At 38.9% G+C, this 20,458-nt stretch carries 18 protein-coding genes; 2 read left to right on the forward strand and 16 right to left on the reverse strand.

Features of this window, described 5'->3' with window-relative positions; translation table 11 throughout:
- Positions 1–579 precede the first annotated feature (579 nt).
- Positions 580–1,866: an HlyC/CorC family transporter gene (locus LI149_RS08275; RefSeq protein WP_227143196.1), complete on the forward strand. Its 1,287-nt coding sequence runs from the start codon at positions 580–582 to the stop codon at positions 1,864–1,866.
- A 248-nt stretch (positions 1,867–2,114) separates the two neighbouring features.
- Here the strand turns inward: LI149_RS08275 and LI149_RS08280 are convergent, their stop codons facing one another.
- The 3 genes from LI149_RS08280 to rpiB form a co-directional block, all read right to left on the reverse strand.
- Positions 2,115–2,372, reverse strand: a complete 258-nt coding sequence (locus tag LI149_RS08280) for a hypothetical protein (RefSeq protein WP_227078820.1) — start codon at positions 2,370–2,372, stop codon at positions 2,115–2,117.
- A gap of 456 nt (positions 2,373–2,828) precedes the next feature.
- Positions 2,829–3,611: an N-acetylmuramoyl-L-alanine amidase gene (locus tag LI149_RS08285; RefSeq protein WP_118358372.1), complete on the reverse strand. Its 783-nt coding sequence runs from the start codon at positions 3,609–3,611 to the stop codon at positions 2,829–2,831.
- 242 nt (positions 3,612–3,853) lie between these two features.
- Positions 3,854–4,294 carry a ribose 5-phosphate isomerase B gene (rpiB, locus tag LI149_RS08290; protein ID WP_005337976.1) on the reverse strand — a complete coding sequence of 147 codons (441 nt, stop codon included), beginning with the start codon at positions 4,292–4,294 and terminating at the stop codon, positions 3,854–3,856.
- Between the two features lie 124 nt (positions 4,295–4,418).
- Between rpiB and LI149_RS08295 the strand changes: the two genes are divergently transcribed.
- Entirely contained in the window at positions 4,419–5,201 is a 783-nt protein-coding gene (locus LI149_RS08295) for an HAD family hydrolase (protein ID WP_168933007.1), read from the forward strand.
- 43 nt (positions 5,202–5,244) lie between these two features.
- Here LI149_RS08295 and LI149_RS08300 read toward each other — a convergent pair whose 3' ends face one another.
- The 13 genes from LI149_RS08300 to xylB all read right to left on the reverse strand — a co-directional run bounded on the left by LI149_RS08300 (position 5,245) and on the right by xylB (position 20,390).
- Complete coding sequence (locus tag LI149_RS08300; RefSeq protein WP_021840243.1) at positions 5,245–6,027, reverse strand: triose-phosphate isomerase; 783 nt, start codon at positions 6,025–6,027, stop codon at positions 5,245–5,247.
- A 145-nt stretch (positions 6,028–6,172) separates the two neighbouring features.
- Positions 6,173–7,045 (reverse strand): class II fructose-bisphosphate aldolase, encoded by an 873-nt coding sequence (locus LI149_RS08305; protein ID WP_227143197.1) that lies wholly within the window; start codon positions 7,043–7,045, stop codon positions 6,173–6,175.
- Positions 7,046–7,139: 94 nt separating this feature from the next.
- On the reverse strand, positions 7,140–8,888 hold the full coding sequence (gene dhaL, locus LI149_RS08310; protein ID WP_105309747.1) for a dihydroxyacetone kinase subunit DhaL: 1,749 nt from the start codon (positions 8,886–8,888) through the stop codon (positions 7,140–7,142).
- Positions 8,889–8,918: 30 nt separating this feature from the next.
- Positions 8,919–9,482, reverse strand: coding sequence for an SIS domain-containing protein (locus LI149_RS08315; RefSeq protein WP_021840246.1), 564 nt, complete (start codon positions 9,480–9,482; stop codon positions 8,919–8,921).
- Between the two features lie 12 nt (positions 9,483–9,494).
- On the reverse strand, positions 9,495–10,385 hold the full coding sequence (locus LI149_RS08320; RefSeq protein WP_168933009.1) for a sugar phosphate isomerase/epimerase: 891 nt from the start codon (positions 10,383–10,385) through the stop codon (positions 9,495–9,497).
- A 74-nt stretch (positions 10,386–10,459) separates the two neighbouring features.
- Positions 10,460–11,467 carry an ABC transporter permease gene (locus LI149_RS08325; protein ID WP_227143198.1) on the reverse strand — a complete coding sequence of 336 codons (1,008 nt, stop codon included), beginning with the start codon at positions 11,465–11,467 and terminating at the stop codon, positions 10,460–10,462.
- Between the two features lie 87 nt (positions 11,468–11,554).
- Positions 11,555–13,036, reverse strand: coding sequence for a sugar ABC transporter ATP-binding protein (locus tag LI149_RS08330; protein ID WP_118001475.1), 1,482 nt, complete (start codon positions 13,034–13,036; stop codon positions 11,555–11,557).
- A 97-nt stretch (positions 13,037–13,133) separates the two neighbouring features.
- Positions 13,134–14,129 (reverse strand): substrate-binding domain-containing protein, encoded by a 996-nt coding sequence (locus tag LI149_RS08335; RefSeq protein ID WP_168933010.1) that lies wholly within the window; start codon positions 14,127–14,129, stop codon positions 13,134–13,136.
- Positions 14,130–14,248: 119 nt separating this feature from the next.
- Complete coding sequence (locus LI149_RS08340) at positions 14,249–15,658, reverse strand: ATP-binding cassette domain-containing protein (protein WP_227143199.1); 1,410 nt, start codon at positions 15,656–15,658, stop codon at positions 14,249–14,251.
- The gene (locus tag LI149_RS08345; protein WP_227143200.1) at positions 15,633–16,670 is read right to left on the reverse strand and encodes a sensor histidine kinase; all 1,038 of its coding nucleotides are present in this window, start codon (positions 16,668–16,670) and stop codon (positions 15,633–15,635) included. The genes LI149_RS08340 and LI149_RS08345 overlap by 26 nt, the downstream gene beginning before the upstream one ends.
- 11 nt (positions 16,671–16,681) lie before the next feature.
- Positions 16,682–18,277 (reverse strand): response regulator, encoded by a 1,596-nt coding sequence (locus LI149_RS08350; protein ID WP_227143201.1) that lies wholly within the window; start codon positions 18,275–18,277, stop codon positions 16,682–16,684.
- A gap of 182 nt (positions 18,278–18,459) precedes the next feature.
- A complete protein-coding gene (locus LI149_RS08355; protein ID WP_118001470.1) occupies positions 18,460–18,903 on the reverse strand; it encodes an RpiB/LacA/LacB family sugar-phosphate isomerase in 444 nt (147 codons plus the stop codon).
- A gap of 29 nt (positions 18,904–18,932) precedes the next feature.
- Positions 18,933–20,390, reverse strand: coding sequence for a xylulokinase (gene xylB, locus LI149_RS08360; protein ID WP_227143202.1), 1,458 nt, complete (start codon positions 20,388–20,390; stop codon positions 18,933–18,935).
- Positions 20,391–20,458: the final 68 nt, after the last annotated feature.

A 20,458-nucleotide genomic window follows, 5' to 3' on the forward strand; every position in this document is an offset into this window, starting at 1 on the left:
ATTAGTAAAACGTTTTATCTATTTTTTATTAGCATCTGCCTGCTAACAGATGCTAATAAAAAAGCAAGACAAAAAATCATCTGACTTCTTTGTCTTGCTTTCTTCGATCGAATTAGTTACATTATATTCTTTTCTTTTTATTTGTCAAGTTTTTTCTTTTTTTTTGCAGCGGTAAAAATATTCTTTTCACTATAAAAGCAGTTTTGAAAGGTAAAAATAATTCGCACTAATAGTGCTGAAAAAATAAGTTGATTTCTTTGCGATAAGGTAAAATAAAAGAAAAACTTTATCGCAAAGGAAGAAAAATGAGCAGAGAACAGGAAAGAGCTAAGAGAAAACACAAATTTATGCACATTTTTTAGAGAGGGAGTCAGTGTAATCATTCAATGTGGATAACTTTCCTAAATTTATAAGAAATGTGTAAATATGTGAAATCACAAAATTGGCAGGCTATAAAATAAATTTACCTTTCAAAACTGCAATATGAAAACTGCGATACTTCCTTTCTTCTTGCAAAATCTCCGTAAATGCTGTATATTACTCTTAATTACACAATTATCAAAAAGGAGTGATTTATCATTGGACTCGAATGATACTATACTATTTATTGTACTGATTGTACTGTTAGCACTATCTGCTTTCTTTTCTTCTGCGGAGACTGCACTTACAACAGTAAACCGAATTCGAATCCGCAACCTTGCCGATGAAGGCAACAAAAACGCAAAAACTGTATTAAAAATTACGGATGATTCTTCTAACATGCTAACCGCTATACTGATCGGTAACAACATCGTGAACCTTTCTGCCGCATCGCTGACCACGACCCTGGCTTACAGTCTCGGAGGCTCCATGGTCGCAATCGCCAGCGGAATTTTAACTGTAGCGATTCTGCTTTTCGGTGAGATTACACCGAAGACAATGGCTACCATCCACGCTGAGAAGGTATCTCTGGCATACGCACCAATCATCCATATATTTATGAAGATCATGACACCGTTCGTCTTCATTATCAATGGTCTGACCAACGTTGTTCTTTTCATTTTACGCGTAGATCCGAATGACCACAAACGCGCCATGACCGAGAATGAACTTCGTACTATCGTAAATGTCAGCCATGAAGACGGCGTTATCGAATCCGAAGAGAAAGAAATGATCTACAATGTGGTAGATCTCGGAGATGCAAAAGCTAAAGATGTTATGGTTCCCCGCGTTCACGTAACATTTGCAGATGTAAACTGCACATATGAAGAATTGATTGACATTTTCCGCGAAGATAAATTCACAAGGCTGCCGATTTATGAAGATACGACCGACAATGTGATCGGTACGATTAACATGAAAGACTTGTTACTTTACGATTACGGAAACACAAAAGAATTCCATATCCGGGATATTATGCGAGAAGCTTATTTTACTTATGAGTATAAGAATATTTCCGAGCTTCTTGTGGAGATGCGTCAGACATCCTTTAACATCGCAATTGTTCTGGATGAATATGGTGAAACTTCCGGTTTGATCACACTGGAAGATATCCTGGAAGAAATTGTCGGTGAAATTCATGACGAATATGACGAGAATGAAGAAGATTTTGTTCACAAAATTTCTGACAAAGAATATCTGGTAGAAGGTTCTGTCAACCTGGACGACTTCAATGACCATCTGGAACTGAATCTGGAATCTGAAGAATATGATTCCCTCGGTGGATTTATCATCGAGCATCTGGACCGGCTTCCGGAACTCGGCGATTCTATTACAACGGAAGACGGTATCCGTCTGGTTGTCGAATCTCTGGATAAAAACCGTATTGAGAAAGTTCATGTGTATCTGCCGGAGAAGACGGAGTCCGATGAGGATTTTGATGAATAATAAGTAAACATATCTACAAATTCTGTTCCGAACAGTTTTTTGTAGATACATAATAACTATGAGAAACACGCTTCGCGAGTTTCTCAAGTTATCGCGGCAGTCGCCAAGGTCTCGTGCAAGCACGGACTTTGGCTCGTTGCTCGCGTAAATTAAAAAGAAAAGGCAAGTTCTTAAAATTTCAGAACATGCCTTTTCTTTATATCTTTTGATGTAAATATCTTCTATTAATCCTCTATACTTTTTAACTCTTATAACTGTTTCCCGTTATGTCTGTGTATCAGGAATAAAAATCCACCGATCACTCCGCCGATCACTCCGGCATAAACAGCAACACACATTACATTTGCTATACAGTCAATCAATGCAATTTTTCCAATTGCCGTGCAGAAGAATATTCCAACTATAAATGTTATAACACTCCACAGCAATACATTTGCTGATAAAAATGTTCCGTCCTGTGCTTCCGCTCCAAATATTTTTCCTGTCATTTCCCATAAAAATCTCATATTCATTCCTCCCTGCATATGAAACAACTTTCAAGAATGCCTCGGCATTCTTGCTGCGAGATGCGCGTCATGCAATTGCATGACATACTTCTACTGCGCACCTCTGATATCTTAGATGCTCTCACATCTTCATGTGGTCCGCACCATCTCTTTCTTTTCTTCATGTACATTATAGGAACTGCATGTTAAATCAGTTTACAGAGAAATGCTAAATCTTTGTAAAATGTACTCGTTCAGAGCCAGGCAGAATTTTATAAAACAACTGTAAAATGATTACATTTTTAAAGTTGTTTTTAAAATTCTATCTGGCGGATACGCCACACGTCACAACTGCTTTTTAGTTGGGACGTTGGGCTCTGAACGAGTATCTGAATAATTTTAGTTGGGAGGCTGGCTCTGAATGAGCACCTGAACAATTTTAGTCTGGGCGTTGGCTCAAAGCGAGTACCTGAATGATTATTGTATCAAGAGCGTCTCAAATCCGGCTCTCTTAAGTCTTCTCTGTGCCGCCACTGCTTCGTCCAGCATATCATATTCTCCGGAAATCACCCTGTAATATTGTTTCCATTGATCTATATATGCCGGAAATCCACGGTCTTCCAGTGTTTCCTGCTGCCTCGCTGCATTGTTCCGGTTCCGGAACAGTCCGACCTGAATACGGTACTTCGTCTGTTCCACCGGCGTTTCCGGTTCTTTCAGAACTCCGGCATTTTCCAATGTATCCAGGACTCCTGTTGCAATTGCCTGTGCAATATCCTGAAAATTAGAATCAAATAATTCATTATCCGTATCTGAATTGATAAATCCAGCCTCTACAAGTACAGCTGGCATCCGTGTCCGCTTCAACACTACAAGATTCGGTCTTGCTTTCACCCCCAGATCTACAAACCCCACCGTCTCCAATTGTTCATTGATTTCCTGCGCCATCTGATATTTAAGTCCAGACAAATCATAGATCAGACTTTCCACTCCCATTACTTCATTATCTGTCGGATAAGAGTTTCGATGGATCGACAGGAAAAAATCCACTCCTGCCTGATTTGCCTCTACTGCCCGCTCATATGGGGACAAATACACATCTGTTGTCCTGGTGTAAAGTACCTCAATTCCATTTTCCTGAAGAATCTCTCCCACTGCAAGCGTCAGCCTTAATGTATCATCTTTTTCACGGCGCCCCCGATAAACTGCTCCAGGATCACTTCCCCCGTGACCACTATCTAACATCATAGAATATGGCATATTTATTCCTCAAAATCTTTTTATATTATAGTATGACTCAAAAATCAGATAGGTGATTTTTCTAAAATGTGGAAATGTACAGATTTCCAAAAAAATTTTCTGCACAGATAAACTTTCACTGGCAATTTCCTTCGAATACTTTTATAGCACAAAAAACTGCTGCTTCGTCAGATTATCCTTCACAAAGCAACAGTTTTGTTTACTGATTATTTTACTGATTATTTTTACTGATTATTTTTTGCTTATTTATTCTCAATTGCTGTAATCATATCTACTCTGGTCTGGTGTCTTCCACCTTCGAATTCTGCGCTTAACCATTCATCGATGATCATCTTTGCAAGCTCAATTCCGATTACACGGGCACCGAATGCCAGAATATTGGTATTGTTATGCTGTCTGGAAAGTTTTGCAGAATATGGCTCTGAGCAAACAACTGCACGAACACCTTTTACTTTATTTGCTGCCAAAGAGATTCCAACTCCTGTACCACAGATCAGGATACCAAGATCTACATCTCCTGCTGCAACAGCTCGTCCAACTTTCTCGCCGTACTCTGGATAATTACAGCTCTCATATGTATCTGTACCAAAGTTCACAACTTCATATCCTTTTCCTTCCAGGTACTCTACTACCTGATTCTTCATGTCTACTGCAGCATGATCATTACCAATTCCGATTTTCATGACGTTATAGCCTCCTCTTTTCATTGTCGTCTTTTCTTTGACGCCTTTTTATATTATAATAGATAAGATTTCTATTATCAACACAGGTACGACAATTAATACATAAATACAGAAAGGGAACACTATGATACAATATATTGCCAGCGACGTAGACGGAACTTTACTTCATGGTCACGCGACTGAACTGAATCCAGAATTATTTGACATTATCCGTCAGTTAAAAGAACATGGAATACATTTTATTGCAGCCAGCGGCCGCCAGTACAAAAATCTCCGTCGTCTATTTGCCCCTGTGAAGGATGATATCTCCTATGTTGCAGAAAATGGATCTATGTGTGTACATGATGGCAAGATTGTCTCATTAGGACATATTGATACTGGTCTTATCTATGAAATCGCAGACGCTGCAAAAGAATATGGTCATTGCCACACTTTAATTTCTACAGCCCGAACCGGATATACCGACTCAAAAGATTCTGACTACATCGATCATATCCGTAACGATGTCGGTTATGACATGGACGTTGTTCAAAATGTGCGTGATATCAAGGAGCCTTTTATCAAAATCGCAGTATGTGATTTTGATGGAACCGAAAAACGTCTTCGCGCCTATTTTCAAGAACGTTTCGGTGATCGAATCAAGATTGTAACCTCTGGAAATATCTGGATTGATTTTATTGCTCCGAATGCCAATAAAGGTTCTGCTCTTTCCAATATCGTATCTTCCCTTGGCATGGATCCAAAGAATGGTATCACATTCGGAGATCAGTACAATGATTTGGAAATGTTGCAGCTGTCCAACACAAGCTATGCTATGACGACTGCTGCCACCGGCGTTGCTGATTACGCAACACACACGACAGATTCTGTTGAGAAAACGTTAAAAGATTTGCTTAAAAATTTATAAATCAAGGGGGCTTATTTTTGCCCCCTTTACTTTTTAACATTCTTTACTTTGCTTCATATGTTGCCTTTGCATCACGAATCAACTTATCAAAATTGTCCGCCTGCCATGCTGCTCTTCCCGTAAACAACCCATCTATCGACGGTTGAACAATTAATTCATTTGCATTTCCCGGATTTACACTTCCTCCATATAATACAGGGATTTCATCAGCAACATCACCAAAAATTTCTCTCAAACATGCTTTAATTACCTTGTGCATCTTCTCTGCATAATCTGCCGATGCCGGAGTTCCGTTTACACCAATAGACCATACCGGCTCATATGCAACCCAGATATTCGGAACCTGAGATACCGGAACATCATGAAATCCTATTTTCAACTGAGTCCGAAGGACTTCTGCACTAATTCCAAAGTCTTTTTCTTCTGCTGTTTCACCAATACATAAAAGTGTTGTAAAGCCATGGTTTAAAGCTGCTTTTACTTTTTTATTTTCCTCAACATCAGTCTCGCCAAACACATGTCTTCTCTCAGAATGTCCGATCATTACAAGATCCAACCCTAACTCTTTTAGCATAAGCGGTGAAATTTCTCCTGTAAACTGTCCTTCATCTTCCCAGCACATATTCTGAGCGCCCAGCTTTACATAAGCGCGGTCAACATTTTTCGTAGCACTTTCAAGAGTGGTATAAGACGGGATAATAAATAATTCTATCTCTTCCCGGCTGATATCTTTCGTATTCTCTACTAATTTCTGAAGATATTCTACCGTGTCCTTAATATTCTTATACATTTTCAAATTACTTCCAAAATATAATTTTTTACTCATGTCTTACCTCCTTTTGTTCCTGATCTAAATAAATTTATTATATTCATTTTTACTAATTAGCGCAATTGGGATTTCTTGCAGAAAATCCCCGGTTTTCACCAGGGATTTTCTGCTATCTTAAGCATATCTATAAGTACGCCGATGGTTATATTTTTCCATCCGATTCAAAAATCTTCATTGCTCTTTTCACATCTGCCTTCATTGCTGTAATCCCTGCTTTTGCTATATCTTCAAAGTAAATTGCATCCTTATCTTTTTTATCCTCGAGATACTGCATCACACCTCTTCCACCAGCCAATGACAGGTAAGTATAGTAATTAATCTTACGAATTCCGTTATGAATTGCTGTTCTGTACTCTTCCTCACTGAGTCCGGAACCTCCATGCATAACATATGGAATATCTTTTGCACTTTTTATCAACGCAATATGGTTCAAATCCAATACGGGTTTTTCCGTATAAATTCCATGCGCTGTTCCAAATCCAATTGCAAGTGCATCCACATTTGTCCTTTCGATAAATTCTTTTGCCATCTCAGGATCTGTATATGCTTCTTCACGAGTATAGGATTTCCCATTGCCTTCAGCAGCTCCTGCTTTGGAAGTCAATATATGTCCAAGTTCCGCCTCTACTGAAGCACCTCTTTCGTGTGCATATTCCACAACGTTTCTTGTTTCAGCTACATTGTCCTCAAACGGCTTCGCAGATGCATCATACATCACAGAAGTAAATCCCATATCAACTGCATGTCTGCAACTTTCAATACTTGCGCCATGATCCAAATGTACTACGACTGGTACTTTCGCTATTTTTGCAAGCTGTAACATAATCGGTCCAATAACATCTATAGAAATCAGATGTCTATGGGAATCTGCATATTGTAAAATCACTGGACTATTGAGCTCTTCTGCTGTTTCCACAATTGCCATTCCAGACTCCAGAGAAGTACAGTTAAATGCTCCTACTGCATAATTACCTTGTTCTGCTTTTTCAAGTACTTCTTTTAACGTCGCTAACATTCTTTTCTCCCATTTTTCACTACGGCGTGGCTATTTCACCACGCCACATCATCATATAAGTCTTCAATTTTTCAGTAATCTATACTACACAGTTTTATGCAAGTTTTCCTTCCACGAATTCTCTCATTCCCTGGAAAATCAGATATACAGATGTTGCTCCTGCATCCTGATGTCCAATCGCTCTCTCAAGTAGCGATTTTGCACGTCCGAATTTTGCAACATATTTCTTTGTATCTTCAACACCCTGCTTTGCGCTCGCCTCAGCCGCCTTCAACATTTCAAGAAGACCTTTATCAGCATTTGCTGCAAGTGCATCTACTGCTGGTGAAAGAGCATCTACCATAGTCTTGTCTCCGACCTGTGCTCCTCCTCTTTCCTGAATTGCCTCCAGGCTCTTCTTCTCCATGTCGGCAAGATCTTTTGATGTAATAACAGACTTTGGATCCATACCTTTTGCTCCTGCCAGATACAGACTTCCGAAGATAACTCCTGAAGCTCCACCCATAGACATAAGCATTGCCTGTCCTGCCGTCTCAAAGAGCTGGTAAGCATTCTCCTCACCTGCCATCTTAAGCAGTTTCTTCTTTGCCTTCTGCATTCCACCTGCCATACCGATTCCATGATCTCCATCACCGATAGCACTGTCAATCTCTGTCAGATATGGCTTATTTGCAATAATTTTATCTGCGATATAAAGCAGCATATTTCTTGTATCTTCTGCGTTAAGTTCTGTCAACTCTCCTTCTTTACTTCTTACGATTTCAGCTGGCTTAACATCGTTTTCATCAAACTCGATTTCCTCGTCCTCACCATCATCCTCGATTGCTTCTCCTGATACAGAACCTTTCGCATAATACGGAGAATAGCATGGTGCATCATAATACGGTTTCAGTTCATCGTCCAATTTCAAGAAAGTAATGGAAAATCCACCCATTTCCATACATGTACAATATGTCTTAATCTCTGTGTCATAGATTTTAAGACCATCTTTATGCATACGTTTATGTAACTCATAGAACACCAAGTTCAACTCAAGAAGTGGTGTGGAACCAAGTCCATTGACAAGAACTGCAATCTCATCTCCTTCTTTTAATCCCATCTCTTCTTTCAATTCTTTATACATACGATCAACCATGTCACTGCAAGGCATCATCTTTGTACGCTCAATTCCCGGTTCACCGTGAAGTCCCATTCCAAATTCCATCTCGTCATCTGCGATTTCGAATGTCGGTTTATCATTTCCCGGAAGTGTTCCCGGAGATGTTGCAAGTCCAATTGTGTTTGTGTTATCTCTAGCTTTTTCTGTAATACGAACAACTTCTTCAAGGCTCAACCCTGCATCACACGCAGCTCCGGCAATCTTGATTGTATATACGTCTCCGGCAATACCACGGCGATCTGTAATTCTCTCTTTTGGTGCAGATGCAAAGTCATCCCACTCACGCACATGGGCTGTCTTCATACCCTCTGCCTGACACATTTCCTCTGCCATATCAAAGTTCAGGTTATCTCCTGCATAGTTTCCATATACAAACAGAACACCTTTTCCCTGATCTACTGCCTTTGCAGCTTCCATGATCAATTCAGGGTTCGGAGATGCACAAACATTTCCACATGCAACTGCATCAGCAAGTCCTGCTCCGCAATATCCTGTAAACAACGGCTCATGTCCGCTTCCTCCACCAATTACAAGGGCAACTTTATCTTTTCTATGCCCTTTATAGGTAAATGCATTGTACTCACCGACTTTTTTATAATATTTTCTATAAGCCATCAGATATCCCGCAAGACTTTCCTCTACAACATTTGACACATCCTTATTTAAGATCTTTTTTGTTCCCATTTGTGGTACCTCCTTGTACATTCTTTATAATTATTCAACATTACGATGATTCTTCGACATTTTTTCAAATGTAAGCCCCGGTGTCTCATCCACAATTGTCATGATAATAATATCAAATAATATCAACAAACATTGCTCAAAGAGATTTCCCATTGGCTGGAAGGATGGAACTACATCATCTGTTCCTCTATATACTGCTGCCGGCACGAAAAATACTTTATCCGCAACATTTTTTGCAGTGTCACCACTTGGAGATCCTGTCACAACATAAATCATTGCCCCTGCTTCTTTCGCACGCTCGCAAATGTAATTAATATGCCCGATACGTCCATCTCCAAGAGTCGCAATCAGTAAATCTCCCTCTCCGATAGATGGTGTTGTATCATCCCAAATCCAATGAATTTCTTTTCCCATATGCATCAGTCGCATAGCAAATGCTCTGGTTGCCATACCTTCACGTCCAACACCAATTAGGAAAATGCGGTCATGTGCCTTTACTTCGTCAATAAATGCGCGCATATTATCCTGGTCGACTCTCTCAAATACTTGTCTGTATTCTCCGAGGATCTTTTCATAAGTTTCTTTATAATCCATGCTTCCCGCCTCCTAACATCCAAGTTCTTTGTGAAGATAATCCATTGTCTTCTTCATGCCTTCATAGACAGCATCGTCATCATCTTCAAATATTGTTACAACTTCCAAGTACTGTGTAATATCATCCAGCCCTGCTTCTGTTGTTGCTTTTTTAATCAACTCCGGTGTAATGATTCCTCCTTCATGAGTGAAATCCCAATGTCTGTCCCACTGGCCATCTGTCTGCTGTAAATGAATAGAACCGATATATGGAGCACACTGTTTGAACCAGAGTTCAATATCTGCTTCTTCTTTTAAAAGTGGTTTATAAAGTGCATGTCCCCAGTCTACCAAAAGTTTGATTGGAATATCTGTACCTTCCAAATCCTTCATCATCTGAACTGACACTTCCGGACTATGTGGAAATTCCGTAATCAAAGGTGTTGCCTCAATGTGAATCTCTTCCAAACCTTTCGTTTTTCCATACTCGGCAAGTTTCCTTAAATACTCAAGCATATCCTGATAAAGTTCTTCACGTCTCTGCGGATCTCTCGCATCATGGTAATCCATACCACCGACAGGTGTTCCCATGATTTTTGCTCCCATATCAACAGTCATATCAATTGCTCTTTTAAAAAATGTAAAAGCGATATCCCTTTGTACTTTTATCGGTGCCAGCAAATGGGCGTAAGAATAGGATGCAAGTCCACCAAATGTTGCATCGATTGTAATTCCTGCATCTGCAAATGCATCTTTATATTGATAGACCATAACATCTCTCTGTGCCTGCGGCCACCACGGATCAATCAGATCCCATGTGAACTGTACATGATCTACTCCAAAATCCTCTTTTATCATCTTTGCTAATTCAACTGGATCCAACCAGCGTTTTACTGCAAACGAAAGATTTAATCCTAATTTCATTTACGTTCCCCCTTTTAAGATTCAGGACTGGCAATATTGCAAAACATCCACCAGTCCTATAAATATCTGTCTGTTTAGTTCAATTTGATTCTCTTCTGTCTGTTTTCACGAACGATAGTGGAAATAGAGCTGAAGGAAATAGCAAGTACTACGACAATACCACTAACTGCTGACTGCCAATAAGAGTTAACGCCGAACAGTACAATAATATTTTGGATAATTGTAATAACAGCTGCTCCAATCAGAGCTCCTGCCGGATTACCAACGCCACCTGTAAGAGCAACACCACCAATAACAGATGCAGCTATAGAGTTCATTGGCCAATCTTCACCAATGGCTGTCTGTGCAGAGCCAAGGCGACATACATATAGAAGTCCTGCCAGTGCAGAAATAAATCCAACAATAGAGTAAATCATAACACGAATACGATCTACTTTGATTCCGAGAATCTTAGCTGCTTCTTTACTGTTACCAATCGCATATATGTAACGACCCGTCTTTGTCTTCTTTACCATAAATAAAATCAGGATCAAAACAACAAGACAAATAATAAACGGAATTGGTATAGGTCCGATAGACTGTTTTCCAAGTGCCTGTGTATCAGCTGGAATACCTGTAACAGCTTTTCCTTTTGTGATAACCAAGTTAATACCACCATATACACCCTGCATACCGATTGTAGCAACCATTGAATTCAAACGAAGCCTTGTAATAATAATACCATTGATAAATCCGAACAATAATCCAAGAATTAGTCCTATTACAAGACACAACCATGGATTCAGTCCTACATTTACCATCAACATGCCTGTTAAGATACCAGATAAGCAGGCAATCTTACCTACTGATAAATCTAACTCTCCAACTAGCAAAAGCAATGATTGAGCAATACCAATCATACCTACGAATGCTAAATCACGCAATACTGACTGCAGGTTGTACACATTTAAGAAATATGGAGATATAATACTTGCAATAATAATCATAACGACTAATATTGCTGCCATCGCAGTCATATTACTTTTCTTCAATGCATTGATAAATGCATTGCCTGATTTTTGTTTTTCATTTTCTCTACTCATATTAAAACTCCTCTTTCATCCTTCTAAGAATTTACGTAATTATTTTCCTCCAGCTGAATCACTTTCTGATACAGCTGTAAAATGTAATTAGGAATTCACTCCAATAATTGCTCCCAAAATAGATTGCTGTTCCGTGTATTCGTCAAACTCTCCTGCAATCTTACCTTCATACATTGCAATGACTCTATTTGAGCACTTCTTAATCTCTTCCATCTCAGATGAAATCATGATGATTCCGATTCCCTCTTCTTCTGCAAGCTTCTTCATAAGACGGTAAATTTCAGTTTTTGTTCCTACGTCAATTCCCTTTGTCGGTTCATCAAATACCAGGAGTTTCGGCTTACAAGCCATGGCACGCCCGATAATAACCTTCTGTTGGTTACCACCTGACAGAAACTGAATTTCTTTGTCTGCCCCCGGTGTCTTTACATCATAAGTTTCAATTACACTCTTTGCCAGTTCATTTTCTTTCTTTCTAGAAATGCTGATTCCACTCTTCAGATTATCCAAAACTGACACAGAAATATTATCTCTAATAGAAAGCACTGGCAAAATTCCCTGCTTTTTCCGTTCCTCTGGAAGATAAATAAATCCATTCTTAACCGAATAGTTTGTATCTCCAAGTTTCCAGTCCGCTCCGTCCAGTTTAACCGAACCTTTATATACAGGAAGATATCCAAAGATTGCCTGCATAACTTCGCTTCGTCCAGCACCGACCAGTCCAGAGAACCCAAGGATTTCCCCTTTTTTCAGTTTGAAACTAACATTGGTAAATCTCTCACCTGTAAGATTATTTACTTCTAGCAACACCTCGTCAGATACCTTTGTAGAATAGAATCTCTCATTTTGATTCAGTTCCCGACCTGTCATCTGTTTGATAACCCAGTTAGTATCTACATCCTTAATCTCTGAATATGCAACCTTCTTACCGTTTCTAAAAACAGTAATTACATCCGCCAGTTGGAAAATTTCTTCCAATTTATGTGAAATAAAAATAATCGCCTTATTTTCTTTCTTTATTTTCTCTACTATGTTAAACAATATCTTTGTATCTCTGCTCGTCAAACTTGTTGTCGGTTCGTCAAGCATCAATACATCATAATCTTCATGAACAGTTGCACGGGCAATCTGAAGAAGCTGCTGAGAAGATATGGAGATATCCTTTACTAATTCATTTGGTTTTACTGGAATCGAGAATTTTTCCAGAATCGGAATTGCCCGTTTCTCAAGTTCCTTTTGGTTTACAGTTCCTTTGACACCTGATTTTTCATACGGAATAAATAAGTTCTCTGCAACAGACATATAACCAAACAGGTCAATCTCCTGTGGGACATACGCAACTTTGTCAAAGAGTGCTTTATTCTTCATCGCATTTTCTCCACCGATCATGACTTCTCCTTCTTCCGGTTCATATACTCCGGTAAGACATTTGATCAGTGTACTTTTTCCCGCTCCATTTTCTCCGATGATCGCATGAATTTCTCCTGGTTCAAAGGCTACATCTACTGAATCCAGGGCGATAACTCCCGGAAACATCTTTGTAATATTCTTCGCCTCTAATATTTTCATAGATATGCTCCTTACTCAAGAAGCGGGGACGAGTAACTTGAATAAATCCAGTCACAAGTCCCCGCTTAGTAGTCATCTTAAAACTTTAACTTTTTACTTATTTAGCACTTACAATCTCAATCCACTCATCAATGTTGTCAGCTGTAATACGTCCGATTCCTGTATCAACATTTGCTGGAAGAGGCATTCCCTGAGCTGCCTGATATGCCATTAATACTGCATACATACCCTGCTCCTGAGGAAGTGTTGAAGATGTAGCTGTGATTGTTCCTGTCTTAACATAATCAAGGATCTCAATCAGGTTATCCATTGCTACGAATGTTACTTTATCCTGCATACCTTTTTCTTCGATTGCTGCTGCAACACCAGATCCGCATGCATCGCAGTTTAAGTATCCTGTAAGGTCAGGATTTGCTGCAAGTACAGCTGCTGCCTGTGACTGAGCTGTCTCAACGTTATCATTGTCAATACCACCATCAATTACCTGAATGTCTGGATATTTTGCAAGAGCATCTAAGTGTGCCTGATATCTCTCTGCATGGTTAGGAGCTGTAGGAGCACCCTGCATAACTGCAACTTTTCCTTTTGTTCCCATCTTCTCAACAAGCATGTCAACAGCGATTGTTGCCTGCTCTGCAAAGTCATTACCTACAGATGTAAGTCCGCTTCCTTCTGGTGTAGGAGCATCAAACAAGATAACTGGGATATCTCTGTCCTGAATCTCTTTAATGATATCTGCGCTTCCATCATAATCAACTGGGTCAAGCAAGATAGCTGTTGGGTTTGTAGCAGCTGCCTGCTCAAGTGTTGAGTTCTGAGCTGATACTTCTGCTGACTCTGGAGCACGATAATCAATCTTCACATCTACCCCAAGCTGTTCAGAAAGAAGATCTGCCTCTTTCTGTGCACCTTTATTTACTTCATCGAACCAAGCATGCACACATTTTGGAACAACAACGAATGTCATATCCTCTGCTTTTCCTTTGCTTTCACCATCTGATTTTGCTGATGAACCTCCGCCTGAACTACATCCCATTGCCATTGCAGCAACCATAGCTGCTGATAACAACACTGCTAAAATTTTCTTTTTCATTTCTTTTCCTCCTTTTTCTCTTTTTCTGAGTTCTCTCTTGGAATAATTATATTATAAAATCATAAACATGTTTTTCCAATGTGAGGAAATTTAGAAAAGGTGTGAGAATTTTTAGGAGACTAGCCAATATGTATGATTTGGTCTGAAATATCTTCTATATATTCTTCTCTTGTACTTACAATTATTACTGTTGCGCCATTGTTTGAGAATTTTTTAACATATTTTTTTACTATATCCACTCCGTTTACATCGCACAGAGCAAATGGCTCAAACAAAATCAATACCATTGGATTAAAAATATACCAGCGTTCCAAAGTCATTTGAATCCGCTCATTGATTCCCAACCCCTCTGCTTTCACATCTTTTAAGTTATGATTTTCTTCCAGGATCATCTTCCGGATATTTCTTGAAGAACGAATATAATCCCAAAATGAAATTTTCTCCAATGAAGGAAGCATCAGATTTTCTCCCACAGTCATATGTTCAAACACTTCTTCTCGGCTCCCAAGCGCCCTGACAGACACTACTTTTTTTCTGGTCAGTTCGCTGCAATCTATATTGTCATATCGTTCTCCATTTAAAATATAATGAACATTTTCAACATTAATACGTCCCGACAAGATTAAAAAAAGGAGTTCTTTTTTTCTTCTGTTGAGCGTAAGCAATGTTACAACTTCTCCTCTGGCAAAGTTCAGATTTTTAACATCATCTTGAAAAATTTTTAAATTTCTAATTCTGTATACAATGTCTTCCTCTTTCCAGGACATCTCTGTTCGTTCTTCTATTTTTTCCCTTGACGGCAATACGTTTTCCCCAAGAAGAAAACGTTCTAATTGTTCTTCATTTTTGATATACTCTCTGGCACATTTTTTCACAACATGTCCTCTATCAAATATAATGAATTTATCAGACAATTCCGACATAATAAAATTCGAATTACTATTCACAATCACGCCCAGCTTCCTCTGAATCAGTCTGCGTATAATTTTTCCAAATTTAATAATATCTGTCTGACTTACACCATCAAATTCATCCTCAATAATAATAATCCTCGCGCCCTTACGATATGCCTTCACTACATCAACAATCCGTTTTTCCAACTCAGAAAGGTCTCTTATACGACTGGAAATATCAAAATCCAATTCCTGTTCTTCAAAGTATTTTCCTGCTTCTTCATTCAGTACTCCTTTTCTCCAAAATGAACCTGCCCATCCCGAATCAACCAGGCAAAGATATTCTGCAACTGTCCAATCTTCTATCACATAATTGTCCGGACACATATAATATATTTCTTTTCCAAGCACTTCCCAGTCATTCACTTTCTGTCCGCCCAAATAAATTGCGCCACTTCCGTCTCCCTCCGTAAGTTCTCCTCGCAACAAACTTGTCATCAAATCTTTTCCAGAATAACTAAGCCCGAGAAATCCAATGCATTCTCCTTCCAGAATACAAAATGATACATTCTCGAGCTTTCTTGTCCGGGTATAATTATAATTCAAACGATTAATTCTCAACAATTCTTTCTTCATGATCTTTCTCCCGGTCAGTTTTATAATTTGCCGGAATCGTGATTTCTACATCCGTTCCTTGTCCGGCAGTACTATATACATTCACACCATACTCTTCTCCAAATAAAAGTTGGATTCTCTTATGAATATTAGGAAGGGCAATTCCTGTATTTCTCTGATTACGTTCTTCTCTATCATCCAATTCCACATTATTAGATTGAATTCTGGCATTCAATTCTTTCAGCGTATTCACATCCATCCCTTTTCCATTATCAGAAATCATCAAAATCAAATTCTTATCTGTCACAATTATATCAATTGTAACTTTTCCACCTTCCAACTTTTCTTCCAGACCATGAAAAATTGCATTTTCAACAACCGGCTGAATAATCAGACGGGGTATTAAAAAATCAAACGCCTCTTCATCTTCCTCATCTATTAATACTTCCATTGAGAATCTGTTATTAAAACGATATCGCTGAATTAGCATATAGTTTTCTATATTTGCCAGCTCATCTCTAAGTGTCACAAGATTTCCCTTCCTGCTGATACTATAGCGAAAGAATGCGGACAACGCTTCCACCATCTTTGCAATCTCTTCATTATCATCAATCAGAGCCTGCCCTCGGATTGTCTCAAGCGTATTATATAAAAAATGTGGATTAATCTGGCTCTGCAATGCTGTTAGTTCAGTATGCTTGTTTAAAATCTGGGCATTATTTTTCCTTGTCTTATAAGCGGCATAGCGATCCAGCAAACTATAAGTTTCTTTTACAAAAGGAACTCCCGCCGGTGCCATTCTAAGTTTTTCTCTCTCAAACTCTGTTTTATTAAGATGTTCCAGAATTCTGGCATAAGCCTGTAACGGATGTACAAGCACAACAATTATGTAAATTATTATAAAAATCTGAAACAAAGTGCTCAATAAAATTGCCATACTCGAGCATCTGTCCGACACACTCAGCAACAAAACAATCAGACAGACTCCCATTTCTGCCAAAAGAAGCCTTTCTAATTTCTTTCCAAATTTCATCAAAATTCCCCCTATGAGTGAAGCTTCCGATACAGCGCCGGTTTTACACCCACTTGCCTCGCAAATGTCTGACTGAAATATCTAGAGTCTTTATACCCTACTCTGTCACCAATAGCTGCAATAGTTTCATTTGTATTACAAAGGAATTCTTTCGCCTTTTCCATCCGCACATTCAACAAATATGCACTAACATTAATTCCTGTCTCTTTCTTGAATAATACACTAAAATATACAGGATTCAATCCTACAATTTCCGCCAGATCCTCTAATACTATTTTTTCATTATAATGTTCTTCCATATATTTTTGTGCCTGACGAATCGGTTTTACAGATTCCGCCTCTGCAGCCTCTTTACTTTCTTCCACAAATTTCCCAAGATTATTCTTCAAAACTTTCTTTAAAGCACTAATCGTATAACAATGTTGACAATTAGAAAGCGTCTCCTTTCTCTCCCGTTCGTTTTCTTCTTGTTCCTGAACCTGGCTAAAGAAATAATTCACCAGTTCCTCTGCCATATCATAACAAACCGAATAATCCTGATCATCCTGAATGATATATCTGCTGTACATCTGATTAATACATTGGTCTAATGTATCCACGCAATAACTTTCAATACTACCACGAATCCAGTCTTTCTCTTCTTCTGTCAAATATTCTTCTCCTGTGCTCGGGTGGATTGTCTCCGCATAGATTACACGACCTACTCCCTGCTTAATACGATTGCCAACTGCACGATGGGCCTCCTTTATCGAAAAACGGATCTCAGCAAATTCTTTTCTCTCCATTCCGATTCCAATTGATACTTCGTATTGTTCAAACCCCATAAGATAATCTTTGATCTCAATCAAAATATCATTAATACTATTCTTGATATTTTTCTTTTTACTGAAATCGTAATTAAACAGACAATATATATGTAAATTTTCCTTTTCACAAAGCAGAACTTCTTCTGTATCTACTTTCAGTATTCGTTCTACAATCTCCTCAACTCGTGTGATCGTAAGCTTATCCTGTTTTTTGTCTTTCTTGTTATAATCGATATAATCCAGTTTTATATCCATTCCCCGGTAAATTTCTCCTTGAAATTCTACCCTGTCATCCACTTCTTCTGGTTCCTCTGTCTCTATGATATTCTTAAGGAAATCTCTTTTTATAATATGTCTGCTCTGTGATATTGTTTCCTTTAGTATCTGATGTTCTCGTTCTGACCTCCACTGTACAGTGAGCTCATCAGAAATTTTTTTCAAAACCCGATTTAACTCTTCTTCATTAACTGGCTTCAGCAGATAGTCTTCCACACCATATTGTAATGCCTGATGAGCATACTCAAATTCTTTATATCCACTAATGACCACAAATTTCATATTTTTATGAATCTCGCGTGTCATTGCAATTAATTCCAATCCATTAATTTTCGGCATACGGATATCCGTAATTACAACATCCGGGCATCTGTCACTCTGTATGATTTCAAATGCAGTTCCTCCATTATCGACTACATCTACGCATTCCAATGCAAACTCATCCCAATGAATCAGTTTTTTTATTAACCTGCCTATTCTAAATTCATCATCTACGATCAGCACCCGCCATTTTTTGTTTTGCATTATTCTGGTTACTCTCCTTCCTCGATAATGGTCATAGTATTATTATAGATGTTAAAAATATATCTCGCAACCGAAAATTCGTTCCCTCTGTTTTCAGATTCTACAAAAACATAGTTAAAAGCAAAAAGACAAGAAGCTGATGCTTGCCTCTTGTCCTTTTATTGATGTTTTATAAATGTACTTTACTTGCGTTCCATATCATATTTTCTAAATGCATCAACCTTTGGTTGAGATCCACATCCTGGTACAAACTCATTCGTCAAGAAAATCTGTGTAAAGAGTTCCCGTTCCTTGCTTCCTGTTGTAAATGCTCCCATGCACGCAATATTTGCATCATTGCTTAGGCGAGCTCTCTCTGCTGAATAAGCATCTGTCAAAAGCGCCGCATAGGCACCTTTGACTTTATTTGCCGCTATAGACACCCCAAGTCCTGTTCCGCAAAGAAGGATTCCTCTGTCAAATTCTTTCGAAGCAACTGCCTCTCCAACTTTAATTGCAACATTTGCATAGATTGGATCTGTACTTCCGAAATCTTCCACCTCACCGAGTCCTTTATCCTCGATAAATTTCATGAGTGCCTGTTTTTCATTTTCTGCGTTTGGGTCACATCCAATTGCAATTTTCATAATTTCTGCCTCCTTATTGTCATTTATTTCTAGAACAACTCTTTCACTGTAGGATAAATTGTTCTGAATTTCTGATATTTTTCTTCATACTTCGCTACAAGTTCTGGTTCCGGTTCAATTGTATCCACAACTTTTACAAGCTTTTCGGCAATCGTCTCTACATCTGGATATTCTCCACATCCAACTGCTGCCAGCATTGCTCCGCCAAGTGCCGGTCCTTCTTCGCTTTCAATCACATCTACTTTTAAGTTCATGACATTTGCAATAATTTTTCTCCACAGTGGGCTTTTTGCACCACCACCGCAGATCTTTGTCCGGTCAATCTGAATACCAAGACTTCTTGCCACTTCCAGAGAATCACGAAGCCCAAATGCTACGCCTTCCAACACTGCCTGTGTCATGTCTGCCCTTGTTGTGTCCATGGACATACCGATAAACATGGCTCTCGCGTCTGGGTCATTATGTGGAGATCGTTCTCCCATCAGATATGGAAGATAAAAAACTCTGTTTTCTCCAAGATTTTTTATGTCCGTCTGCTCTGCGGCATAATCTTTTGTTCCGAGAATTTCTTCATTCCACCACTTATTGCAGGACGCCGCGCTCAGCATACAGCCCATCAAATGATAGTGTCCGTCTGCGTGCGCAAATGAATGAAGGGCATTATGCTTATCTACTCCGAATTTTTCACTGGAGATAAAGATTGTTCCTGATGTTCCAAGGGAAATGTTACATCTTCCGTTTCCGACCGTTCCTGTGCCGACTGCCGCTGCTGCGTTGTCTCCAGCACCTACGATTACCTTTACATTTTCTGAAAATCTCAGTTCTTCTGCGATTTCCGGCCGTAAAGTTCCTACTACTTCGTAACTTTCATACAATTTTGGCAACTGTTCTTCTGTAATACCACATATATCTAACATTTCTTTTGACCAACATCTGTTTTCCACATCCATGAGCAGCATTCCCGAAGCATCTGACATATCTGTACAAAACGAACCTGAAAGCCGGTAAGCCAGATAATCTTTTGGCAGCATAATCTTTGAGATTTTTTTATAATTTTCCGGTTCATTTTCCTTCATCCAGAGGATCTTTGGCGCTGTAAAACCTGCAAACGCAATATTTGCTGTATACTCGGATAATTTATCCTTTCCGATGACCTGATTCAAATAGTCAGTCTCTTTTGTAGTTCTTCCGTCATTCCATAAAATTGCCGGACGAATTACCTGCTCCTCTTTATCAAGTACAACTAGCCCATGCATCTGACCACCAAAACTAATTCCTGCCACTTGACTTTTATCACATTCAGATGTCAGTTCTTTTATTCCTTCCATTGACTGCGCAAACCAATCCTGTGGATTCTGTTCTGACCAGCCCGGGTATGGAAAATATAATGGATATTCTTTTGATACAATTTTCTGAATGTTTCCGTTCCCATCCATCAGTAAAAGTTTCACTGCAGAAGTTCCAAGATCAACACCAATATATAACATCACTTTGCCTCCCTCGCATGTTGTTACATCTATCTTACCTCAATTTATAGAACCAGACAACCTTCTTT

Source organism: Dorea sp. 210702-DFI.3.17, assembly GCF_020560825.1.
In the GTDB taxonomy this organism is placed as follows: Bacteria; Bacillota; Clostridia; order Lachnospirales; family Lachnospiraceae; genus Dorea; species Dorea formicigenerans.